Source organism: Rhodococcus sp. BP-316 (assembly GCF_019836105.1).
Taxonomy (GTDB): domain Bacteria; phylum Actinomycetota; class Actinomycetes; order Mycobacteriales; family Mycobacteriaceae; genus Rhodococcoides.
The window spans coordinates 151,259-169,048 of the sequence record NZ_JABUEE010000002.1; the positions used below are offsets into that span (position 1 = coordinate 151,259).

The 17,790-nt window shown below is 68.3% G+C and carries 18 protein-coding genes; 8 read left to right on the plus strand and 10 right to left on the minus strand.

The genetic code is table 11. The annotated features are described in order from the left end of the window. Positions 1 to 4: 4 nt before the first annotated feature. Both HQ312_RS04060 and HQ312_RS04065 read right to left on the minus strand, forming a co-directional pair. Positions 5 to 1,438 (minus strand): stealth family protein, encoded by a 1,434-nt coding sequence (locus HQ312_RS04060; RefSeq protein WP_373425307.1) that lies wholly within the window; start codon positions 1,436 to 1,438, stop codon positions 5 to 7. Positions 1,439 to 1,724: 286 nt separating this feature from the next. Further along, positions 1,725 to 2,423 (minus strand): FadR/GntR family transcriptional regulator, encoded by a 699-nt coding sequence (locus HQ312_RS04065; RefSeq protein ID WP_027506059.1) that lies wholly within the window; start codon positions 2,421 to 2,423, stop codon positions 1,725 to 1,727. Between the two features lie 189 nt (positions 2,424 to 2,612). Between HQ312_RS04065 and HQ312_RS04070 the strand changes: the two genes are divergently transcribed. After that, on the plus strand, positions 2,613 to 3,602 hold the full coding sequence (locus HQ312_RS04070; protein ID WP_222637895.1) for a malate dehydrogenase: 990 nt from the start codon (positions 2,613 to 2,615) through the stop codon (positions 3,600 to 3,602). Here the strand turns inward: HQ312_RS04070 and HQ312_RS04075 are convergent. Next, complete coding sequence (locus tag HQ312_RS04075; protein ID WP_027506061.1) at positions 3,574 to 4,149, minus strand: hypothetical protein; 576 nt, start codon at positions 4,147 to 4,149, stop codon at positions 3,574 to 3,576. The two genes, HQ312_RS04070 and HQ312_RS04075, sit on opposite strands and share 29 nt — an antisense overlap. A gap of 63 nt (positions 4,150 to 4,212) precedes the next feature. Here HQ312_RS04075 and HQ312_RS04080 point away from each other — a divergent pair, with 63 nt between their 5' ends. Both HQ312_RS04080 and HQ312_RS04085 read left to right on the plus strand, forming a co-directional pair. Next, complete coding sequence (locus HQ312_RS04080; protein WP_027506062.1) at positions 4,213 to 4,812, plus strand: TetR/AcrR family transcriptional regulator; 600 nt, start codon at positions 4,213 to 4,215, stop codon at positions 4,810 to 4,812. An 11-nt stretch (positions 4,813 to 4,823) separates the two neighbouring features. Then, a complete protein-coding gene (locus HQ312_RS04085; RefSeq protein WP_056441019.1) occupies positions 4,824 to 5,204 on the plus strand; it encodes a YchJ family protein in 381 nt (126 codons plus the stop codon). Here the strand turns inward: HQ312_RS04085 and HQ312_RS04090 are convergent. From HQ312_RS04090 to HQ312_RS04100, 3 genes are read right to left on the minus strand one after another with little or no spacing between them, the layout of a single operon-like run. After that, on the minus strand, positions 5,186 to 6,112 hold the full coding sequence (locus tag HQ312_RS04090; RefSeq protein ID WP_222637896.1) for an alpha/beta fold hydrolase: 927 nt from the start codon (positions 6,110 to 6,112) through the stop codon (positions 5,186 to 5,188). The two genes, HQ312_RS04085 and HQ312_RS04090, sit on opposite strands and share 19 nt — an antisense overlap. Positions 6,113 to 6,153: 41 nt before the next feature. After that, positions 6,154 to 7,230, minus strand: a complete 1,077-nt coding sequence (locus HQ312_RS04095) for a PDR/VanB family oxidoreductase (RefSeq protein WP_222637897.1) — start codon at positions 7,228 to 7,230, stop codon at positions 6,154 to 6,156. Beyond that, positions 7,227 to 8,108, minus strand: a complete 882-nt coding sequence (locus tag HQ312_RS04100; RefSeq protein ID WP_222637898.1) for a metal-dependent hydrolase — start codon at positions 8,106 to 8,108, stop codon at positions 7,227 to 7,229. The genes HQ312_RS04095 and HQ312_RS04100 overlap by 4 nt, the downstream gene beginning before the upstream one ends. 215 nt (positions 8,109 to 8,323) lie before the next feature. Here HQ312_RS04100 and HQ312_RS04105 point away from each other — a divergent pair, with 215 nt between their 5' ends. Continuing rightward, a complete protein-coding gene (locus HQ312_RS04105) occupies positions 8,324 to 8,920 on the plus strand; it encodes a hypothetical protein (protein WP_222637899.1) in 597 nt (198 codons plus the stop codon). Between the two features lie 23 nt (positions 8,921 to 8,943). On the opposite strand, the gene HQ312_RS04110 is transcribed toward HQ312_RS04105, so the two are convergent. Then, the gene (locus HQ312_RS04110) at positions 8,944 to 9,819 is read right to left on the minus strand and encodes an alpha/beta fold hydrolase (RefSeq protein WP_222637900.1); all 876 of its coding nucleotides are present in this window, start codon (positions 9,817 to 9,819) and stop codon (positions 8,944 to 8,946) included. A 55-nt stretch (positions 9,820 to 9,874) separates the two neighbouring features. On the opposite strand from HQ312_RS04110, the gene HQ312_RS04115 reads away from it, so the two are divergent. Next, entirely contained in the window at positions 9,875 to 10,354 is a 480-nt protein-coding gene (locus HQ312_RS04115; RefSeq protein WP_308123788.1) for a MarR family transcriptional regulator, read from the plus strand. Positions 10,355 to 10,372: 18 nt separating this feature from the next. Here the strand turns inward: HQ312_RS04115 and HQ312_RS04120 are convergent, their stop codons facing one another. Continuing rightward, a complete protein-coding gene (locus tag HQ312_RS04120; protein ID WP_222637901.1) occupies positions 10,373 to 10,849 on the minus strand; it encodes an alpha-isopropylmalate synthase regulatory domain-containing protein in 477 nt (158 codons plus the stop codon). 239 nt (positions 10,850 to 11,088) lie between these two features. Here HQ312_RS04120 and HQ312_RS04125 point away from each other — a divergent pair, with 239 nt between their 5' ends. After that, positions 11,089 to 12,276: an AAA family ATPase gene (locus HQ312_RS04125; RefSeq protein WP_027506071.1), complete on the plus strand. Its 1,188-nt coding sequence runs from the start codon at positions 11,089 to 11,091 to the stop codon at positions 12,274 to 12,276. 155 nt (positions 12,277 to 12,431) lie between these two features. Here HQ312_RS04125 and HQ312_RS04130 read toward each other — a convergent pair whose 3' ends face one another. Both HQ312_RS04130 and HQ312_RS04135 read right to left on the minus strand, forming a co-directional pair. Beyond that, positions 12,432 to 13,640: an acetyl-CoA C-acetyltransferase gene (locus HQ312_RS04130; RefSeq protein ID WP_222637902.1), complete on the minus strand. Its 1,209-nt coding sequence runs from the start codon at positions 13,638 to 13,640 to the stop codon at positions 12,432 to 12,434. Beyond that, on the minus strand, positions 13,637 to 14,242 hold the full coding sequence (locus HQ312_RS04135) for a TetR/AcrR family transcriptional regulator (protein ID WP_051613430.1): 606 nt from the start codon (positions 14,240 to 14,242) through the stop codon (positions 13,637 to 13,639). The genes HQ312_RS04130 and HQ312_RS04135 overlap by 4 nt, the downstream gene beginning before the upstream one ends. A gap of 223 nt (positions 14,243 to 14,465) precedes the next feature. Here HQ312_RS04135 and HQ312_RS04140 point away from each other — a divergent pair, with 223 nt between their 5' ends. After that, a complete protein-coding gene (locus HQ312_RS04140; RefSeq protein ID WP_222637903.1) occupies positions 14,466 to 16,712 on the plus strand; it encodes a bifunctional diguanylate cyclase/phosphodiesterase in 2,247 nt (748 codons plus the stop codon). A 92-nt stretch (positions 16,713 to 16,804) separates the two neighbouring features. Continuing rightward, a complete protein-coding gene (locus HQ312_RS04145) occupies positions 16,805 to 17,788 on the plus strand; it encodes an NADPH:quinone oxidoreductase family protein (protein WP_027506074.1) in 984 nt (327 codons plus the stop codon). Positions 17,789 to 17,790 lie beyond the last annotated feature (2 nt).

Consider the following 17,790-nt stretch of genomic DNA (forward strand, 5'->3'; position numbering starts at 1 on the left):
GCGATCAGCCGACCGGTGTGACGGCGTGTTCCCAGGGCGCCGGCACCGGGAAGTAGGTGCTCAGGAACGTCGTCACCGCCGCTGCGCGCTCGTCGGCGTCGATCTCGGGGAAGCTGCCGTCGTTGAGGCAGAAGAAGTCCATCGACCGCTTCGCGAGCAGGCGGTCCATGTCCCGCAGTCCACTGCGCATCGTCGTGTCGACGTACTTGACCGAGGCCTGCGTCTGCACCACGGCGCGGCCGGTGAGCAGGGCGTAGTAGTGGTACAGCGAGTTGGTCACCGAGATGTTGGAGCTCGCGCGGAATCGACTGGCGGCCGTGGCCGCGAACTCGTCGGGGAACTCCTTCTCGAGCTCGAACATCACACTGCGCCGGAGCGGCACGGGAGCGTGCTCGAGGTGGCGCGTCGTGATGCGACCGAATCGGTCGTGGAGCAGGCGACGGTTGACCCGCGCGGCGTTCTCGAATCCGCTGCGCTGCTCGTCGTTGGCGCCCAGTCCGATCCGGGTTCCCGCCTCGACGAACATGCTGATGCCGCCGGGTGAGAAGAACATCTGGGGACCGACCGGGCGGCCGAAGAACATGTCGTCGTTCGAGTACAGGAAGTGCTCGGCGAGACCGTCGATGTGGTGGAGCTGGCATTCCACGGCCTGCGAGTTGTAGGTGGGCAGCACGGAGGTGTCGGTGAAGAACTCCTCGCTGCGCACGAACGTGACGTCGGGATGATCGTCGAGCCACCCCGGCTTCGGTGAGTCGGTGACGACGAAGATGCGCCGGATCCACGGCGCGTACAGGTGTACCGAGCGCAGGGCGTACTTGAGTTCGTCGATCTGGCGGAAGCGGGCCTCGTGATCGTCGCCCTCGCCCACGACGACCTCACGCAGCATCGCCGCGCGTTCCGCCTGCCACTCCACGTCGGTGCCGTCGACCCAGGAGAAGATCAGGTCGATGTCGAAGTCGATGTCCGACGCGTGGTCGGCGAACATGTTCTCGATGGTCGGCCAGTGTCGGCCGAAGCGCTCGACCGTGCCACGCACCGCCTCGTCCTGACGGATGGTGCGTCGGGTCAGCGAGTTCTCGACGGGGAGAACGATCGTGTCGTCCGAGAACTCCCACAGTTCGATCTGGATGCCCTTGCCGGATCCGTAGAAGAGCCCGCTCGGGCGGTGCGCACGAGGGCGGAACAACCGGAAGATCCGCGCCTGCGTGGCCGACGCCAGGAGTCCGTCCGCGATGAGCAGGGCCGGGGATCCCTTGACGTCCATCGGCTTGGAGTAGAACGGCTCGTCCGCGCAGGCCGCGACCAGGGCGTCGCGCAACGTCGGCCTGTCGTGCCTGTCGATGGCGATGACGGGCCGCTCGTCGTTGCCGCGGACGAGCAGGTACTCGATCGCGGTCGCGTCCAGCACATCGCGGACGAACAGGAGGTCCTCCACCATCGCCTCGTGGGGCGTCGTGGTGGTGATGGACAGTGCGAACTTGTCCTTGACCCACACGATGTCGGAGCGCTCGGTCAACCGATGTCGGGACGCCGCGGACGCGACGCGCGCCCGTTCGATCTCGCCGCTGTCGGGCGGGACGAGGTAGACATCGGGCGTCTCGACGTTCTGCAGGGCTGGCGGCTGTGTGATGGTGGACCTTCCCGACGTGCTGGTGGGCGAGCCTGTACGGCGCTGTGACCTGCTCATTCTAAGTGATGCCGAGGGTGGGTCCGGACCACGGGAGTCATCGGCCGCGAAGCTGGCCGAGTGCGTCCTGCACGTGCGTCAGGTGTCGGCTCATCGCCTCGGACGCGGCCTCGCCGGACCCCGAGTCGATGGCGTCGACGATGCTCTCGTGCTCGACGTTGGACCGGTGCCGACGGTCGGGCAGCAGGTTCACCATCTCGGACTGCTGCGACAGGGCCTCGCGGATCTCGGTGATGACGGCGGCGAAGACGTCGTTGCCGCTCGCGGTCGCGATGAGCAGATGGAACTCCGCGTCGAGACGGACCCACTCCTTGGGATCGTTCTCGGCGATCATCCGATTCAACAGGCTGCGGATCGCGTCCATCTGCTCCGGTGTCCGCCGTTCGGCAGCGAGTGCGGCGGCAGGAATCTCGATGTGCGGGCGGGCCTCGCGCAGGGACTCGACGGAATGGTTGCCGAAGACTCTGTCGGTCTCGACGGTCTTCGCCAGGACGAACGTTCCCTTGCCGGTGTGCGTCTCCGTCAGTCCGAGAGCCGTGGTCGAGCGCAGTGCCTCGCGGACCACCGACCGGCTCACGCCGAAGCGCGTCGCGAGAGCGGCCTCGGACGGGAGCTTGGTGCCGACCTCGAGTTCGCCGCTCTCGATCGCCGAACGCAGCTCGCGCAGGACGGCCTCGGCCGCCCCCACGCGCGTCACCGTGGCCTGTTTGCTGGCCCAACTGTCCGACAGGGTCATGGCGTCACTGTGAACGAGGAATGGTGGTCAGGCAAATCGGACGTGCGCAGGACGATATTCATGTTTCTAGTCGCATCGCTAGAGAGCGAGAGAGAGCCCGATGGAACGGTGATCGGGTGCAGTCCGACACACATCCGTGCACTCGGTCGACTGCCGGATCTACGGTCGAGGGGGAACGAAGGAGTTCACATGGCGCACAGCATCGTCACCGTCACAGGCGCGGCCGGCAGCATCGGCTACGCGGCACTGTTCCGCATCGCATCGGGTGCGATGCTCGGTCCGGACACGGCCGTCACGTTGCGGCTTCTCGAGATCCCGCCGGCACTGCGCGCAGCCGAGGGCACGGCCATGGAACTGCACGACAGTGCGTTCCCCCTGCTGCGGTCGGTGGAGATCCACGACGATCCGGTCGACGCCTTCGACGGCGCGAACGTCGCGCTGCTGATCGGCGCTCGCCCTCGTACCGCGGGGATGGAGCGCGCCGACCTGCTCGAGGCCAACGGGTCGATCTTCGGGCCGCAGGGCGCCGCTCTCGAGGCGGGCGCCGCGTCCGACATCCGGGTGGTCGTCGTGGGCAATCCCGCCAACACCAACGCGGCCATCGCCGCGGCGCACGCACCCAGCATCCCCGCCGATCGGTTCACCGCGCTGACCCGGCTCGATCACAACCGCGCCGTCGCGCAACTGTCCGCTCGTGCGGACGTCCCGGTGGGTGAGATCTCGCGGGTCAGCATCTGGGGCAACCATTCCGCCACGCAGTACCCGGACATCTTCCACGCGCGAGTCGGTGACCGGTCGGGCGCCGAGTTCGCCGCGGACACCACCTGGCTCGAGGACGTCTTCGTGCCGACGGTGGCGCGCCGCGGTACCGCGATCATCGAGGCGCGCGGTGCGTCGTCCGCTGCCTCCGCGGCGAACGCCACCATCGATCATGTGCGCGACTGGGTCCTGGGCACTCCCGCCGCCGACTGGACGTCCGTCGCACTCCCGTCGACGGGCGCGTACGGCGTGCCCGAGGGACTGGTGTCCTCGTTCCCCGTGCGGTCCTCCGGCGGCGCCTGGCAGATCGTGGAGGGCCTCGAGATCGGCGAGTTCTCCCGGCGCCGTATCGACGCATCCGTCGCGGAACTGCAGGCCGAGCGCGAGGCCGTCACGAGACTCGGGATGCTGCCGAACTGACTCGACCGTCCATGTCCCGCCGTCGAGGCTGTCGTGGCCACACCGTGTAGGTGATCGCGGCGACGACGTCGACGGCGAGCACGACGAGGGGCACGGGCATGAAGGCCGTCAGCGCCTCGGTTCGCTCGGGAGACCCGACCAGCGCGACGAGGCCGGCGAGCAGCCCGACGGTGACGGCCACGGCGATCAGGGTTCTGACCACGTCCGCCCAGCACGCTCTCGCATAGGCAGCGCCGTGGAGACGAACCGGCGCGGGCCCGCCGCGGAAGTGGTGGGCCACTCGCACGTCTGCCCAGCGAATCATGCGGTGTCCGTACGCGATCGAGAAGCCGATGTAGGCAGCGGCCAGCGCGTGATGCCACGTGGCGGTACTGCCCGACCGCAGGTCGATGACGGTGGCGCAGAGCAGGACGAGATCGACGACCGGGGCGCAGGCCAGAACCACGGCACCGGCACGAGGTCGCCGTGCGCCGTACCGGAGCGTGAGGCCGGCGGCGATGGCCACCCAGAATCCGATCTCGCACGCGACGATGACTGCCAGAACCATGAGCGCTCCTTGTTGGTACAATCGTGTTCACAACAAAGTAGCACAACTGTGTACATTCAGGGAGTGCCGAAACTGATCGATCACGACCAGCGGCGACGCGACGTCGCCGACGCCGCCTGGCGCATCATCGGTCGAGACGGCCTGCTCGATCTGTCGGTGCGCAACGTGGCCGAGGAGGCCGGGCTGGCGACGGCCTCCCTCCGTCGCTCCTTTCCCACTCAGGACGACCTGCGAGCGTTCTGCCTCGAACACGCAGCCGAACGCGTCGTCGAACGCCTGGAGCGCATCGACCCGCAGCTGTCACCCCGCGAGTACTGCGAGGCGAGCCTGCGAGAGTTGTTGCCGCTCACCGACGAGAGTCGCCTCGAGATGGAGGTGCAGATGTCGCTGGGCGCTCTCGCCTTCACGAACGCCGCGATGCGCGTCGCCTACGACCGGGCGCACCAGTACCTGGCCGCGGGGTGCAGGCGACTGGTGAACCTACTCGCCGAGAACGACACCGACTACGCGTCACTGTCCGACCGGGTACCCGACGAGGCGCGTCGACTTCATGCATTCCTGGACGGACTCGCGCTGCACCTGGTCCACGCGCCACACGACGAGAACCGCGCGTGGGCCGAGGCGGAGCTGGCGGCACATCTCGACTCGCTGCGAGGGCCGTAGGGTCTACAGCCATGCCCGACACCTGCCCGTGCGGCACTCCCCTACCGATGTCCGAGTGCTGTGGACCCTTGCTCGAGGGACGGATCGGTGCGCCGACCGCCGAGCGGCTCATGCGCTCGCGGTACACCGCCTTCACGGTGCTCGACGCCGAGTATCTGCTGCGCACATGGCATCCCGATACTCGACCGTCGGCGCTCGACCTCGACGACCGCCGCCGGTGGACCGGGCTCGAGATCCTGGGCACCACCGGAGGCGGCATGCTGCACACCACGGGCACGGTCGAGTTCGTGGCTCACTTCCGTGACGCGGGTGCCCGGCGACCGGGTTCGCAGCGGGAGAACAGCACGTTCTCCCGCGTCGATGGAGCCTGGGTCTACGTCGACGCGGTCTGACGCCGCGACTCGATGCCGTCGACGAACTCGGACGTGATGCGCGCGATGTCCCACGGATGCGACAGCGGCGACCAGTGTCCTGCATCGAGATCGGTTCGCGACAGGTCGGCCACCCAGCGCGGCGTGTCCTCGTAGTGGAACGGACGCACCGCCGCGTCACGGGTGTTGACGATCAGATGCACGGGCACGGTGACGTAGCGACGTCGCGGAGAGGTGAAGCGCGGCAGAAGATTTGCTCGATAGATGCTCAGGCCGTTCCACGCGTCGTCGAGAAGTGTCGGTGACTCCTCCACCATCGCGGCGGGGACGTCGGAGAACTCGCCGATGAACTGGGTCCAGCCCTTGCGCTTCATGCGGTACATCCGCACCCGAGCCAACGGCGGGACGTGGAAGGTGACCGTGTACCAGGACGCTCGCGTCTGGGCGAACACCTGTGCCAGGTTGCGCGGTGTGGGCCTACGGAGCCGCGAGCGGGCCCACAGTGCGAGGTGGTCGAGGTTGGGTCCCGACACGGACGTGTAGGACGAGATGCGGAGCGGCGCATCGGCTTCGGCGACGAGCTCCCAGGCCTCCACCGCGCCCCAGTCGTGACCGAGCACGTGGACCGGGGCGTCGGGACTGACCGCGTCGATCACCGCTCGCAGATCGGAGGCCATCGCGTCGAGTCGGTACCCGCGGGTCCGTGCGGGGACCGTGGAGTCACCGGCGCCGCGTGAGTCGTAGGTGACGACGCGGTAGCGGTCGGCGAGCAGGCCGACGACGTGGTTCCAGAGAGTGTGATTGTCCGGCCAGCCGTGCACCAGCACGAGAGTGGGGCCGTCGGACACGCCGGCGGTGTACACGGCGAGCTCGACGTCACCGTTCCGCACGGTGGAGCGCTCGGACTCGAACGGGCGGGTGACGGTCATGGACGCTCCGGAATCGGTGGACGTGGGGTGTGCGGGGGACATCAGACGTCGAGCGTGAGGTGGTCGGAGTCTGCCCGAGACACGCACGGCAGCATGTGTTCCCGCTGCTCGGTGGGACTCAGTCGAGTCTCGCGGTGCTCGGGCGTCCCCGCGAGAACACGCACCTTGCAGGTGCCGCAGAAGCCTTGGCGACACGAGTACGCGACTGTCGGGTCCTCGTCCACGATGACGGACAGTGCAGACCTGTCGGCGGGAACTGTCAGCGTGCGCCCGCTTCTCGCGAGAGTGACCGTGAACGGCCGACCGCCCACCACGGGTGGGGCCCCGAAACGTTCGAAGTGCAGAGCAGACGCGCCGCAGCCCGCGAACGACGTGCGCACGGTGTTCAGCATCGGCGTCGGTCCGCAGCAGTACACCGCGCCGCCACGGGCGGCCGGACCCAGAAGGTCCGTGGCAGTGGGCAGTCCGTCCTCGACGTCGGTGCGGACGGCGACACGCGGCGAATCCCAGCTCTCGATCTCGTCGAGAAAGGGCATGCTCTCGCGGGAGCGTCCGCAGTAGACGAAGGTCCAGTCCAGGCCGAGATCGCGAGCGGCGCGGACCATCGGCAGGATCGGGGTGATGCCGATGCCGCCGGCGACGAAGTGCACCGAGCGTTCCTGCGCGAACAGGAAGGCGTTGCGGGGACCGCGCACCGTCACCGTGTCGCCGGGGCGCAGGGCGTGCATCCGCTCCGAGACGGTGCCGATGCGTCGGACGGCGATGCGGTACCGCGTCGTGTCGGCGGGGTCGCCGCACAGCGAGTACTGCCGCCGGAGCGGTCCCGACGTCGCGTCGCCCTCCAGGTGCACGTCGATGTGGCAGCCCGGCTGCCAGGCCGGCAGTGACGATCCGCCCGCATCGACGAGATCGATCTGCGCGACATCGCCGTCGCTGGTCACCGGCGTGACACTCGCGACCGTCAGTGTGGCCGCGGTGTCCGGGGGACGCAGGGCCACCCGAGGGTCGTAGGGGACACGCGACATCGCACCGAGGTAGTTGCCGACGACCAGGCCGATCAGGCCGAGGGCCCGGTCGCCCCGAGGTCGTCCGCGGAGGTCGCGTGGTGCGTCGATCATCGCGACGCTGCCCGCGCCGCGGGCGAGGAGGCCAGATAGGCGACGGCCTGCGCCGTCGAGCCCTCCTGACTGGGGTGGTAGCTGCGACGGAAGTAGCGCGAGAGCCGCAGGCCGAGATCGACAGGCCCCGGCACGGTGCCCTTCTTCGCCGCGCGGCGCCAGGCGAGTGGCGTGGGACGGCGCCGGGACGCCGGTCCGTCGGCGAGAAGCGGATCGTTCTGCATGAGGAAGCGGGTTCCGCGGATCCACAGGTAGACCAGCAGCGGTGCCGCGAGTGCCTGGGTGCGAAGGCGTCGGACCTCGCGGCGATCGAAGTAGCGCATCGTCTCGTAGGCGACAGAGCGGTGCTCGACCTCCTCGGACCCGTGCCATCGCAGCAGGTCGAGCATGGTCGGGTGGATGTCGGCGCGGTCGAGCCCCTCGGCGTTCAGCACCCAGTCGCCGAGAAACGCGGTGATGTGCTCGATGGCCGCGATGATCGCCAGGCGCTCGACGAGGTAGTTCTTCTCGCGGCTGCTGGTGATGGGTCGAGGGCCGATGACCTTGCCGAAGACCCAGTTCATCTGGTCGGTGAACGGCGTCGGATCGAGTCCGCTGCGCTGCAGGTGCTCGAGGACACCGGAGTGCGCCGACGAGTGCATGGCCTCCTGGCCGATGAACCCGATGACGTCCTCGCGGAGCTTCTCGTCCTCGATGAACGGGAGCGCCTGGCGGAACGTCTCGACGAACCATTCCTCCCCGGCGGGGAGGAGCAGGTGCAGCACGTTGAGCGCGTGTGTGGAGAACGGCTCACCCGGGATCCAGTGCATCGGCAGGTCGTCCCAGTCGAAGTGCACGTCGCGCGCCTGCAGCACGAGATTGTCGGCATCGGCGGTCATGTCGGGTCCTTCCGGTGTGGCTTCGTTCACACAAATCTTAGTATGACAACTGGTAACAGTAAAGCACCTCGGGTAAGCGAGAACACATGTGACGTGACGCGAACGACCTTGCCGAGGTCACACGCTGCGCGGACGCTGGACAGAAGGTCGGACACGCAGGACACCCGCCGCCGTCACGGCGCACGGGGTCCGTGACGCAGGCAGGACACGAGACGATGGCGGACAATTCCAAGAGGGCGGAGCGCGGGACCGACGACACTCGGCGGACCGTGGCGCGCACACCGCGCAACCCGCTCGTTCGAGGCGTCGACCGCGCGGAGGCTCGACTGCACCGTCTTCTCGTGACGCTGTTCCTGCTCGCCGTCCCGTTCGTCGCCGTGATGGGCGTCAGCCTCTACCACGATCAGCAGACCATGGCGGCCGACGCCGTGACGTCGTCCTCGTCGGTGCTCGCCACGACCACCGCGGACGCCGTGGCGCCGGTGGCGTCGGACGAATTCGCGGCGGTCACTCCCACCGTGTTGGCTCCCGCGACCTGGTCCTCCGACGGCGTGAAGCACGTCGGGTCGGTTCCTGTTGCGGCGCAGAGTCCGTCGGGTACCGAGGTGACCATCACCGTCGACGCGGACGGTCGTCGCATCGCACCCCCGCCCACCGGGGTCGACGTCGTGGTGGTCAGCATCTTCGGCGCTGCAGCACTTCTCGCGCTCGTGGCGATCGTGCTCGTGATCGTGCGCAGCGTCTTCGCGCGGGTCTACGACCGTCGCCGGGACCGGGAGTGGGACGACGCGATCGCGCGATTCCTGTCCTGACGGACGCGTGGAGAAGGCTCTCGCTACCTCGTCAGAGCGTCGCGAATCGCGACGCCGAGTTCTGCTCTCGGTGAGTCCGGGAACGTGTGATGGGTGGCGCCGTCGAGGATTCGGGTACTGATCGACGGCCAGTTCTTCTGGATGCGATCTCGCACCGCAGCACTGTCGTGAATCCGGCTGGACCCGGCGAGAACGACCGTCGTGGTCGCCTGGAGCGAGTGCAGCGCCGAAGAACTCGGCCGCCTCGGAACGATGGGTCGACGACGAGGGTGATGGGCTGTTCCGAGTTCGGACAGTCGGGACAGGTCGGCGTCGAGAACTGCGTCGCCCGTCTCCCACGCCGTGAATCGTCTCTGTCGCTCTTCCGACGGTCGCAGCAGGAGCGGTAACGCATGAGCCAGGTAGGCGGCGCGCATGCCGGCGAAGCACGAATTCGGATCGAGCAGGACGAGGCGGTCGACGTCGGCCGGCCGACGGAGAGCGAACGCCAGAGCGATCATCGCGCCGTACGAGTGAGCGAGAATCGACGGTCGCCGCAGTGCCGACCCGGCGAACACATCGTCCAACCACAGCATGAGGTCGTCGACGTTCCTCGCGGGTTCACCCGCCGGAACCGATCGCCCCACGTCACCGAGAATGTCCACCGCGACCACTCGGTGGCGACGACTCAGTTCGGTCGCCTGGCCGGTCCAGGCCATCGAGGTAGCCCCGGATCCGGGGAGCAGTACGACAGGGCGACCGTCGGTGGGACCGGCCGAGGTGACATGGGTGTCGCCGAATCGTGTCGGCACCATCGTCGTGGTCGTTTCCGCCGGCCACGTCCCGAGTACGCGGTCGTAGGCCGCAGCGAACTCCCGCCCCTCGGGCGATCGATGGAACGTCTGCATCGCGTCTGTCATGCGGCACCCCGTTGTCTCGATGGTCGAGTAATACGATAGGTGACATACTGATGCCGTGGACGAAGTCGATGCAACCCCCTCGGTGGACACGGACGTCATGGACCTGGTGCACGGCCTGCGTGCGCTCGTCGTCGAGCTCGATCTGCTGGGTGCGGGATTCGCCGAGAAGCACCGCATGCACAGCACCGACGTGCGGGCATTGATCGTTCTTCTCGATGCTGCTCGTGCCGGTCGAACGGCTACTCCGTCCTGGCTGCGGACGCAGCTGGGAATCACCTCGGCGACCACGACGGCACTCGTCGACAGGCTCGAACTCGCCGGCCACGTCGAACGGCAGTCGGTCGTCGGTGACCGCCGCAAGGTGGCCCTGAGGGTCACCGACAAGGCACAGCGACTGGGCACAGAGTTCTTCGGCCCGCTGATCCTCAGGGCGGCCACGCAACTCTCCGAGTTGTCGGACGACGACCGAGCAACCATCCGTCGGTATCAGTCCGCGATGCTGGCCGCCATCAGATCGACTGCGCCGGGCTCGTGAGAGCCGTGTGATCGCCGACTACTGGTTCTGCATCCGATTAGCCGCAGCGACAAGGGCTTTGGCGGTCGACTCTGTCGGATCCGAGCCCGTCCCCATGGCCCACGTAGTGCGGTGATCCTGCTGTCCGCGGATGTAGGTGACGTATCCCGTCTCGGTGATCTGCTGGTGGAACGACAAGATCTCGAGGTTGACGCCGGCGTCGTAGAGCATCGACGTCATGGCCTCGGCGGGCCCGTGGCAGACGATCGACGAACTGCGGATGGTGTCGCCGATGGCGAGGGTGGCCGTGAACTCGAACCTGCCCGCACCCTTCGGCGCACACTCTGCAGAACCGAGCCGGATGGGGCCCGAGGTGGGCGAGTAGGTGTGGACGAACTCCGCGAAGGACATGCCGTCAGCCTCCGCGCGCAACCCGTGCGGCAGAGCTGACGAGGCGTGAATGGCAGCGGAACTGTGCGAGAAGTGTTCGGTGAGGGAATGTGCGCTGGTGCTCATGTCGCTGGGGTCTTTCCGGTGAGAGGAAGGACCGACGGGCGCTCGTTCGACCCGCAGCGGGGGGTCGGTCCGAGATCAGACCCCGCTGCGGTGAACTACGAGAATGCGCGACATGGCCCCAGAGTAGCTGCGTCGCGGCGTCACAGGCAAGGGTCCGGTTCTCGATTGCTCTCTGTTCGGTTCTAGGACACGCGCTAGAGAAGGGCAGAGAACGCTACCGACGTTGCTACCGTCACGCCATGGACCCCGTTCGCAATCCGTACGCACCCGGCGCCGGCCAGCGGCCACCCGAGCTCGCCGGCAGGTCCAAGCAACTCGACGCGTTCGACGTGGTGCTCGAGCGCATCGCGCGCGGTCGGCCCGAACGCAGTGTCGTGCTCACCGGGTTGCGCGGCGTCGGCAAGACGGTGCTGCTGAACCACCTGCGATCGGCGGCGATCTCGCGGAAGTGGGGAACCGGGAAGATCGAGGCCCGCCCCGACCAGGACCTGCGGCGACCGCTGTCGTCGGCGCTGCACATGGCAGTGCGGGAGATCGCGGTGGCGCATCGCGATCCCGAACGCGTGGACCAGTTCCTCGGTGTGCTGAAGTCCTTCGCTCTTCGTGCGTCCGCAGACAAGGGCATGCGGGACAAGTGGCAGCCCGGCATCGACGCGCCCGCTCTCAAGGGGCGCGCGGACACCGGTGACATCGAGATCGACCTGGTCGAACTGCTGCTCGACGCCGCGTCGCTGGCTCGGGACGTCGGCGTCGGTATCGCCATCTTCATCGACGAGATGCAGGATCTCGCGGCGGAGGACATCTCCGCGATCTGCGGCGCGTGCCACGAACTGAGCCAGGACGCGGCTCCGCTGATCGTCGTCGGCGCCGGTCTTCCCCACCTGCCTGCGGTGCTGTCCGCGTCGAAGAGCTACTCCGAGCGCCTGTTCAGCTACCACCGCATCGACCGCCTGGACCGCGCTTCGGCGGACCGCGCCCTCATCGCACCGGCCGAGCGGGAGGACGTCGAGTACACGAGTGAGGCACTCGACGCGCTGTACGAGGCCGCGGACGGGTACCCCTACTTCGTTCAGGCGTACGGCAAGGCGACGTGGGATCTGGCCGCGGACAGCCCGATCACGGTCCACGACGTGCGGGTCGCAGCACCGACGGCCGAGGACGAGCTGGCCGTCGGGTTCTTCGGATCCCGTTACGAGAGAGCAACTCCCGCCGAACGCGAGTACATGCGAGCGATGGCCGACCTGTCCGGCGACGACGGTCCCGTCTCCACGTCGAAGATCGCCGTGGAACTCGGACGGAAACCTGCGTCGCTGTCCCCCGCACGCGACGGGTTGATCAAGAAGGGACTGATCTACTCCGCCGAGCGTGGGTCGATCGGCTTCACCGTCCCCCACTTCGGGCGGTACCTGAGGGCGCAGGCCGACTAGCGCCGACCTGCACGCTTTCGGTGTGTCGACACCCCTTGCAGCAGGCCGCTCGGGGTGTGGGTGGCTGGAAAGTGTGCGCCGCTCGAGCCGGAGCCCCGCACACCCCTCCCCGCCGCGGCACGGGCCGCGCGCGGCGGGAGGGGGTGTGGAACCGGCTACTCGGCTGCGGGAACCCGCAGGATGAGGGCGTCGCCCTGTCCGCCGCCGCCGCACAGTGCTGCGGCGCCGACTCCGCCGCCGCGTCGCTGCAGCTCCAGTGCGAGGTGCAGGGCGATGCGGGCGCCGGACGCGCCGAGGGGGTGACCGATGGCGATGGCGCCGCCGTTGACGTTGACCTTCTCGGGGTCGATGCCCAGTTCGCGGGTGGAGACGATGCCGACGGCGGCGAACGCCTCGTTGATCTCGACGAGGTCGAGGTCGGTCGGGGCGATGCCCTCCTTGGCGCAGGCGGTGGTGATGGCGTTGGCGGGCTGGGACTGCAGCGAGGAGTCGGGTCCGGCGACGACGCCGTGGGCGCCGATCTCGGCGAGCCACGTCAGTCCCAGTTCCTCGGCCTTGGCGCGGCTCATGACGACGACGGCAGCGGCGCCGTCGGAGATCTGGGACGCGGAGCCGGCGGTGATGGTGCCGTTCCTGTCGAACGACGGGCGGAGCTTGGCGAGGCTCTCGCTGGTGGTGTCGGCGCGGATGCCCTCGTCGCTGGTGACGACGACGGGATCACCCTTGCGCTGCGGGATGCTGACGGGAACGACCTCGTCGTCGAAGACGCCGTTCTTCCAGGCTGCGGCGGCGCGCTGGTGCGACGCGGCGGCGAAGGCGTCCTGCTCCTCGCGGGTGACGAAACGGGTGTCGGCGTTGCGGTCCTCGGTGAGGGCGCCCATGGCCTGGTCGGTGAAGATGTCGTACAGGCCGTCGTAGGCCATGTGGTCCTTCATGGTGACGTCGCCGTACTTGAATCCGCTGCGGCTCTTCTCGAGCATGTGCGGGGCGAGGGACATCGATTCCTGGCCGCCGGCGACGACGATGTCGAACTCTCCGGCGCGGATCATCTGGTCGGCGAGGGCGATGGCGTCGACACCGGACAGACACACCTTGTTGATGGTCAGGGCAGGAACGCTGAGGGGGATGCCGCCGGCGTGGGCGGCCTGGCGTGCGGGAATCTGGCCTGCGCCGGCCGTGAGGACCTGGCCCATGATGACGTACTGGACCTGGTCACCGCTGATCCCGGCCTTCTCGAGGGCGCCGGCGATGGCGACGCCGCCGAGGTCCGAGCCGGAGAGGGTCGACAGCGATCCGAGTAGACGGCCGATGGGAGTGCGGGCACCGGCCACGATGACGGACGTGGTGCCGGAAGGTGCGGTCATGCTGTTTCCTCACTGGTGGGGGCAGATGTGATGGTGGATGCGGCGGGGTCGATCCCCAGAGCGGTCAGAGCCATGGTGGACAAACGGTGTCGGAGCAGCGACGCGGGCACGCGGCCCATCGACTGCGGAGTGGAGTTGAGCAGACCGAACGCCGCGTGAGCCTGGACGCGAGCGTCGTCCTCGGAGCAGTCCGAGTCGAGTTCCCGCAGGGTTCGGACCCAGATCTCGACGTAGCGGCGCTGCAGCGAGCGCACCGAACGCTGGGCGTCGGTCGGCAGGTTCGCGAGATCGCGGAACTGGATCTCGATGAGGCGCGGCGAGGTCATGGCGAAGTCGAGGTGGAACGCGACCAGTTCGTGCAGCGTCGGCAGCGGTGCCGACCGTCGCGCCAGGACCTCTTCCCCACCGGCGTGAAGGTACTCGGAGATTCCCACCAGCAGTTCGACGAGGACGGCTTCCTTGTTCGGAAAGTGGCGATACACGGCGGGACCGCTGATCCCCACCGCGGCGCCGAGGTCCTCGAGTCGTAGACCGTGGTACCCGCGCTCCGCGACGAGGACGGCGGCGGCGTCGACCAGTGCGCTGCGGCGCTCGGCCTTCATCCGTGAACGTTCGGTGGACGCGGAGCCCGCCGCGATACGGTTCACCACCCGGGCCTCCCACCTGTCGTCGGTCGCGAGCAGCCAGTTTACCGTATTCGGTTAGTGACCATTCACTTGGTGACCGCGCTCTCTTCGCGGGATTTCCGCGATGCGCGCCCGTCGGCGGCGGTACATTCATTCCGTCCATGTCGGTCGGGGTCACGAGAGAGGCAGCATGGTCTCGATGTCCTCGCCGACCCGTTTTCTCGTGGTAGGTGCGCTCGCGATCGCCGTGTACGCGACGCTTCCGCCCGGCGTGGTGTCCAGCGTGCTGTACTGCGTCATCGCCGTGGGTGCGGTGGCGTCCATTCCTGTCGGCATCCGCGCACACCGCAAGGTGAGCACCCATTCGTGGTGGATCGTCGCGTCGGCGCTGTCGTTCTGGGTCGTCGGCGACATCGCGATCGCGGTGATGGAGAACTCGGGCGGCGGCGTACCTCTCCCGTCGGTGGCGGACGCCGCCTACGTCCTGGGGTACCTCCTCATCGTCGTGGCCCTGCTGTCGGTCCGCAGTTCGGGGACCCCGATGCTGAGTCCGGCGGACGGACTCGAAGCCGCGATCATGACCGCGGGGGTGGGTCTCGCGTCCTGGGTCGTGGTGTCCGGTCCCCGAGGCGAGCGCGTGCCCGACGCCGGAACGTGGCTCGGCATCTTCTACACCGAGATCGACGTCTTCCTGCTGGTACTGCTCGTCTTCGTCGTGTTGAAGCGACGCGCGGGCTCCACCACCCACTGGCTGCTGGGTGCGGCCACGGCACTGATGGTGGTCGCCGACTACACCTCGTACGTGGTGGTCGCGGACGGTCCCGCCGAGAGCACGATCCTCAACGTCTGCTGGCTCGCGTCCTACGTGCTCTTCGGGGCGGCGGCGTTGCGACACGACGAGCGTCCGCGTGTCAGCACCATCAGTCGTGCGCAGACGGGGATGGCTCGACTGATCCTGCTGACCTCGGCCGTGGCGATGACGCCGGTCGTCATGAGCATCGAACTGATGCGCGGCACTCCGGTCACTCGCTGGGGGCCCGCGGTGGTGATCGCCGCCTCGATCATCGTCGTCCTCGGCGCCGTGCGGATGACCTCGTTCCTCACACTGCTGCAACGACAGTCGCGGGCACTGCGCCTTGCGGCCGACACCGATTCCGTCACGGGACTGGCGAACCGCGGCCGGCTCGGGCGTCGGCTGCACGAGATCCTCGGTCCGGAGGGCCGCGACGGAGTGGCCCTGGTGCTGGTGGATCTCAACCGGTTCTCCGACATCAACCAGACCTTCGGCTACGCGGTGGGAGATCAGGTGCTCACCGAGATCGGTCGCCGCCTCGTCGACACGGTGGACTCGTCGGCGACGGTGGGACGTCTCGGGGGTGACGAGTTCGCCCTCGTCCTGCCGGGCCCCGTCGACAGGCACGACGCCGTGGCGGTCGCGATCGCGGCGCAACGCGCGGTCGGGGCCCCGCTCGAGGTGCGGGACATGAAGCTGACGCTGGAAAGCAGTGTGGCCGTGGCACTGTCGACCGACACGCCGCACCCACGATCCGAGGAGCTGGTGCAGCGGGCGTACGCCGCCGTGGTGGCCGCGAAGTCCCGGCAACCGCGACTGGCCGTCTACGACCACACGATGGACATCGACAGGATCGATCAGCTCCGCAGGATGGGCGAGTTGGAGGACGCCATCACGGGAGGTGAGCTCGAGGTGTTCTTCCAGCCCCGCCTCGATCTGCGCACCGGAGCCGTGTCGGGAATGGAAGCCCTTCTGCGGTGGCGACATCCGCGCGAGGGGCTGCTGCTGCCGGCCGCGTTCCTGCCGAGTGCGGAGCAGACCGGCATGCTCCCGGCCGTCACCTCGTTCGTCATCGACACGGCGATGGCCGCGTGCCGACGCTGGCGGCTGGCGGGACTGGACATCGACGTGGCCGTCAATCTCTCCGTCCGGGATCTCGTGGACTCCTCCCTGGCGTCCCGAGTGCGAACGGCTCTGGACGACCACGGCCTTCCCGGGCACGCCGTCGTCTTCGAGGTCACCGAGTCGTCCGCGATGACCGATCCCGAACGATCCATCGACACGCTCGAAGCGCTTCGCGCGCAGGGAGTCTCACTCTCCATCGACGACTTCGGCACGGGGTACAGCTCCTTGACGTACCTGGCGTCGCTTCCGGTGCAGCAGCTGAAGATGGACCGGTCCTTCGTCACCTCGCTCGCGTCGGACTCCGCCAACCTCGCGATCGTCCGATCCACCATCGCTCTCGCGCACAGCATGGGTCTGCACATCGTGGCCGAGGGCGTCGAGGACGAACACACCCTCGACGTGCTGCGCGGACTCGGATGCGACGCGGTGCAGGGCTTCCACATCGCGCGGCCGGTTCCCGCGGGCGACGTCGTGCGCACGGTGAAGGCCGTGAACTCTGCAGTGGGCGCCGCTCGTACTGCTGTGTGACCCAGCGCACCGGCGACGGCGGGTTCTTTGTAACCTGAGGCCCGAGTCGACTCGCACCACCCCTCGACCGTCGACCGGCGAAAGGACAGTCCGTGCGCGCAGTGCAGGTGACCACCCTCGAAGGCCCCGAAGCCCTCACCCTCACCGATCTCGACGAGCCCACCGGCGACGGCGTGGTGATCGACGTGCGTGCGGCCGGCGTGGCCTTCCCCGACGCACTGCTCAGTCGTGGTCTCTACCAGTACAAGCCGGACCTGCCGTTCGTGCCCGGAAGCGAGGTCGCCGGTGTCGTGCGGTCCGCGCCCGAGGGCTCGGGATTCGCGCCCGGTGACCGAGTGGCGGCGCTGACCGGATTCGGAGGCGGTATGGCCGAGGTGGCGGTGGCGACCCCCGACCTCGTCTTCGCGCTGCCCGACGCCGTCTCGTTCGAGGCCGGTGCGGGACTGCTCTTCAACGATCTGACGGTGCACTTCGCCCTCCGCGAGCGCGGACGTCTGGCCGAGGGCGAGACCGTCCTGGTCCACGGCGCCGGTGGCGGCATCGGGACATCGACGCTGCGACTCGCCCCGGTACTGGGAGCGTCACGCACCATCGCGGTGGTGAGCAGCGAGGCCAAGGCCGAGGTCGCTCGCGCCGCGGGCGCCACCGATGTGGTGATGCTGCAGGGCCCGAACGGCGAGGGCTGGAAGGACACGGTCAAGGAACTCACCGGTGGCCGCGGAGTCGACATCGTCATCGACCCCGTCGGCGGGGATCGCTTCACCGACAGCATCCGATCGCTGGCGCCTGCGGGTCGACTCGTGGTCATCGGCTTCACCGGTGGCGACATCCCGACGGTCAAGGTCAATCGACTGCTGCTGAGCAACGTCGAGGTCGTCGGCGCCGGATGGGGTGCGTGGTGGATGAGCCGGCCCGGTTACACGACGACGCAGTGGGCCGAGCTCGAGCCGCTGTTCGCCTCGGGCGCGCTGGTGGCGCCGGAGCCGGTGGTGTACCCGCTCGACAAGGCCGGCGAGGCCATCGCATCTCTCGAGAACCGGACCGCCACAGGCAAAGTCGTGGTGACGCTGCAGTGAGT

Excerpts from the sequence above, each read along its gene's own strand:
- HQ312_RS04075 (WP_027506061.1), bottom strand. The coding sequence starts at position 4,149 with ATGGTTCTGGCAGTCATCGTCGCGTGCGAGATCGGATTCTGGGTGGCC.
- HQ312_RS04140 (WP_222637903.1), top strand. The coding sequence starts at position 14,466 with ATGTCCTCGCCGACCCGTTTTCTCGTGGTAGGTGCGCTCGCGATCGCC.
- HQ312_RS04060 (WP_373425307.1), bottom strand. The coding sequence starts at position 1,438 with ATGGTGGAGGACCTCCTGTTCGTCCGCGATGTGCTGGACGCGACCGCG.
- HQ312_RS04120 (WP_222637901.1), bottom strand. The coding sequence starts at position 10,849 with ATGAGCACCAGCGCACATTCCCTCACCGAACACTTCTCGCACAGTTCC.
- HQ312_RS04085 (WP_056441019.1), top strand. The coding sequence starts at position 4,824 with ATGCCCGACACCTGCCCGTGCGGCACTCCCCTACCGATGTCCGAGTGC.
- HQ312_RS04105 (WP_222637899.1), top strand. The coding sequence starts at position 8,324 with ATGGCGGACAATTCCAAGAGGGCGGAGCGCGGGACCGACGACACTCGG.
- HQ312_RS04110 (WP_222637900.1), bottom strand. The coding sequence starts at position 9,819 with ATGACAGACGCGATGCAGACGTTCCATCGATCGCCCGAGGGGCGGGAG.
- HQ312_RS04095 (WP_222637897.1), bottom strand. The coding sequence starts at position 7,230 with ATGATCGACGCACCACGCGACCTCCGCGGACGACCTCGGGGCGACCGG.
- HQ312_RS04100 (WP_222637898.1), bottom strand. The coding sequence starts at position 8,108 with ATGACCGCCGATGCCGACAATCTCGTGCTGCAGGCGCGCGACGTGCAC.
- HQ312_RS04125 (WP_027506071.1), top strand. The coding sequence starts at position 11,089 with ATGGACCCCGTTCGCAATCCGTACGCACCCGGCGCCGGCCAGCGGCCA.
- HQ312_RS04065 (WP_027506059.1), bottom strand. The coding sequence starts at position 2,423 with ATGACCCTGTCGGACAGTTGGGCCAGCAAACAGGCCACGGTGACGCGC.
- HQ312_RS04130 (WP_222637902.1), bottom strand. The coding sequence starts at position 13,640 with ATGACCGCACCTTCCGGCACCACGTCCGTCATCGTGGCCGGTGCCCGC.
- HQ312_RS04090 (WP_222637896.1), bottom strand. The coding sequence starts at position 6,112 with ATGACCGTCACCCGCCCGTTCGAGTCCGAGCGCTCCACCGTGCGGAAC.
- HQ312_RS04070 (WP_222637895.1), top strand. The coding sequence starts at position 2,613 with ATGGCGCACAGCATCGTCACCGTCACAGGCGCGGCCGGCAGCATCGGC.
- HQ312_RS04135 (WP_051613430.1), bottom strand. The coding sequence starts at position 14,242 with ATGAAGGCCGAGCGCCGCAGCGCACTGGTCGACGCCGCCGCCGTCCTC.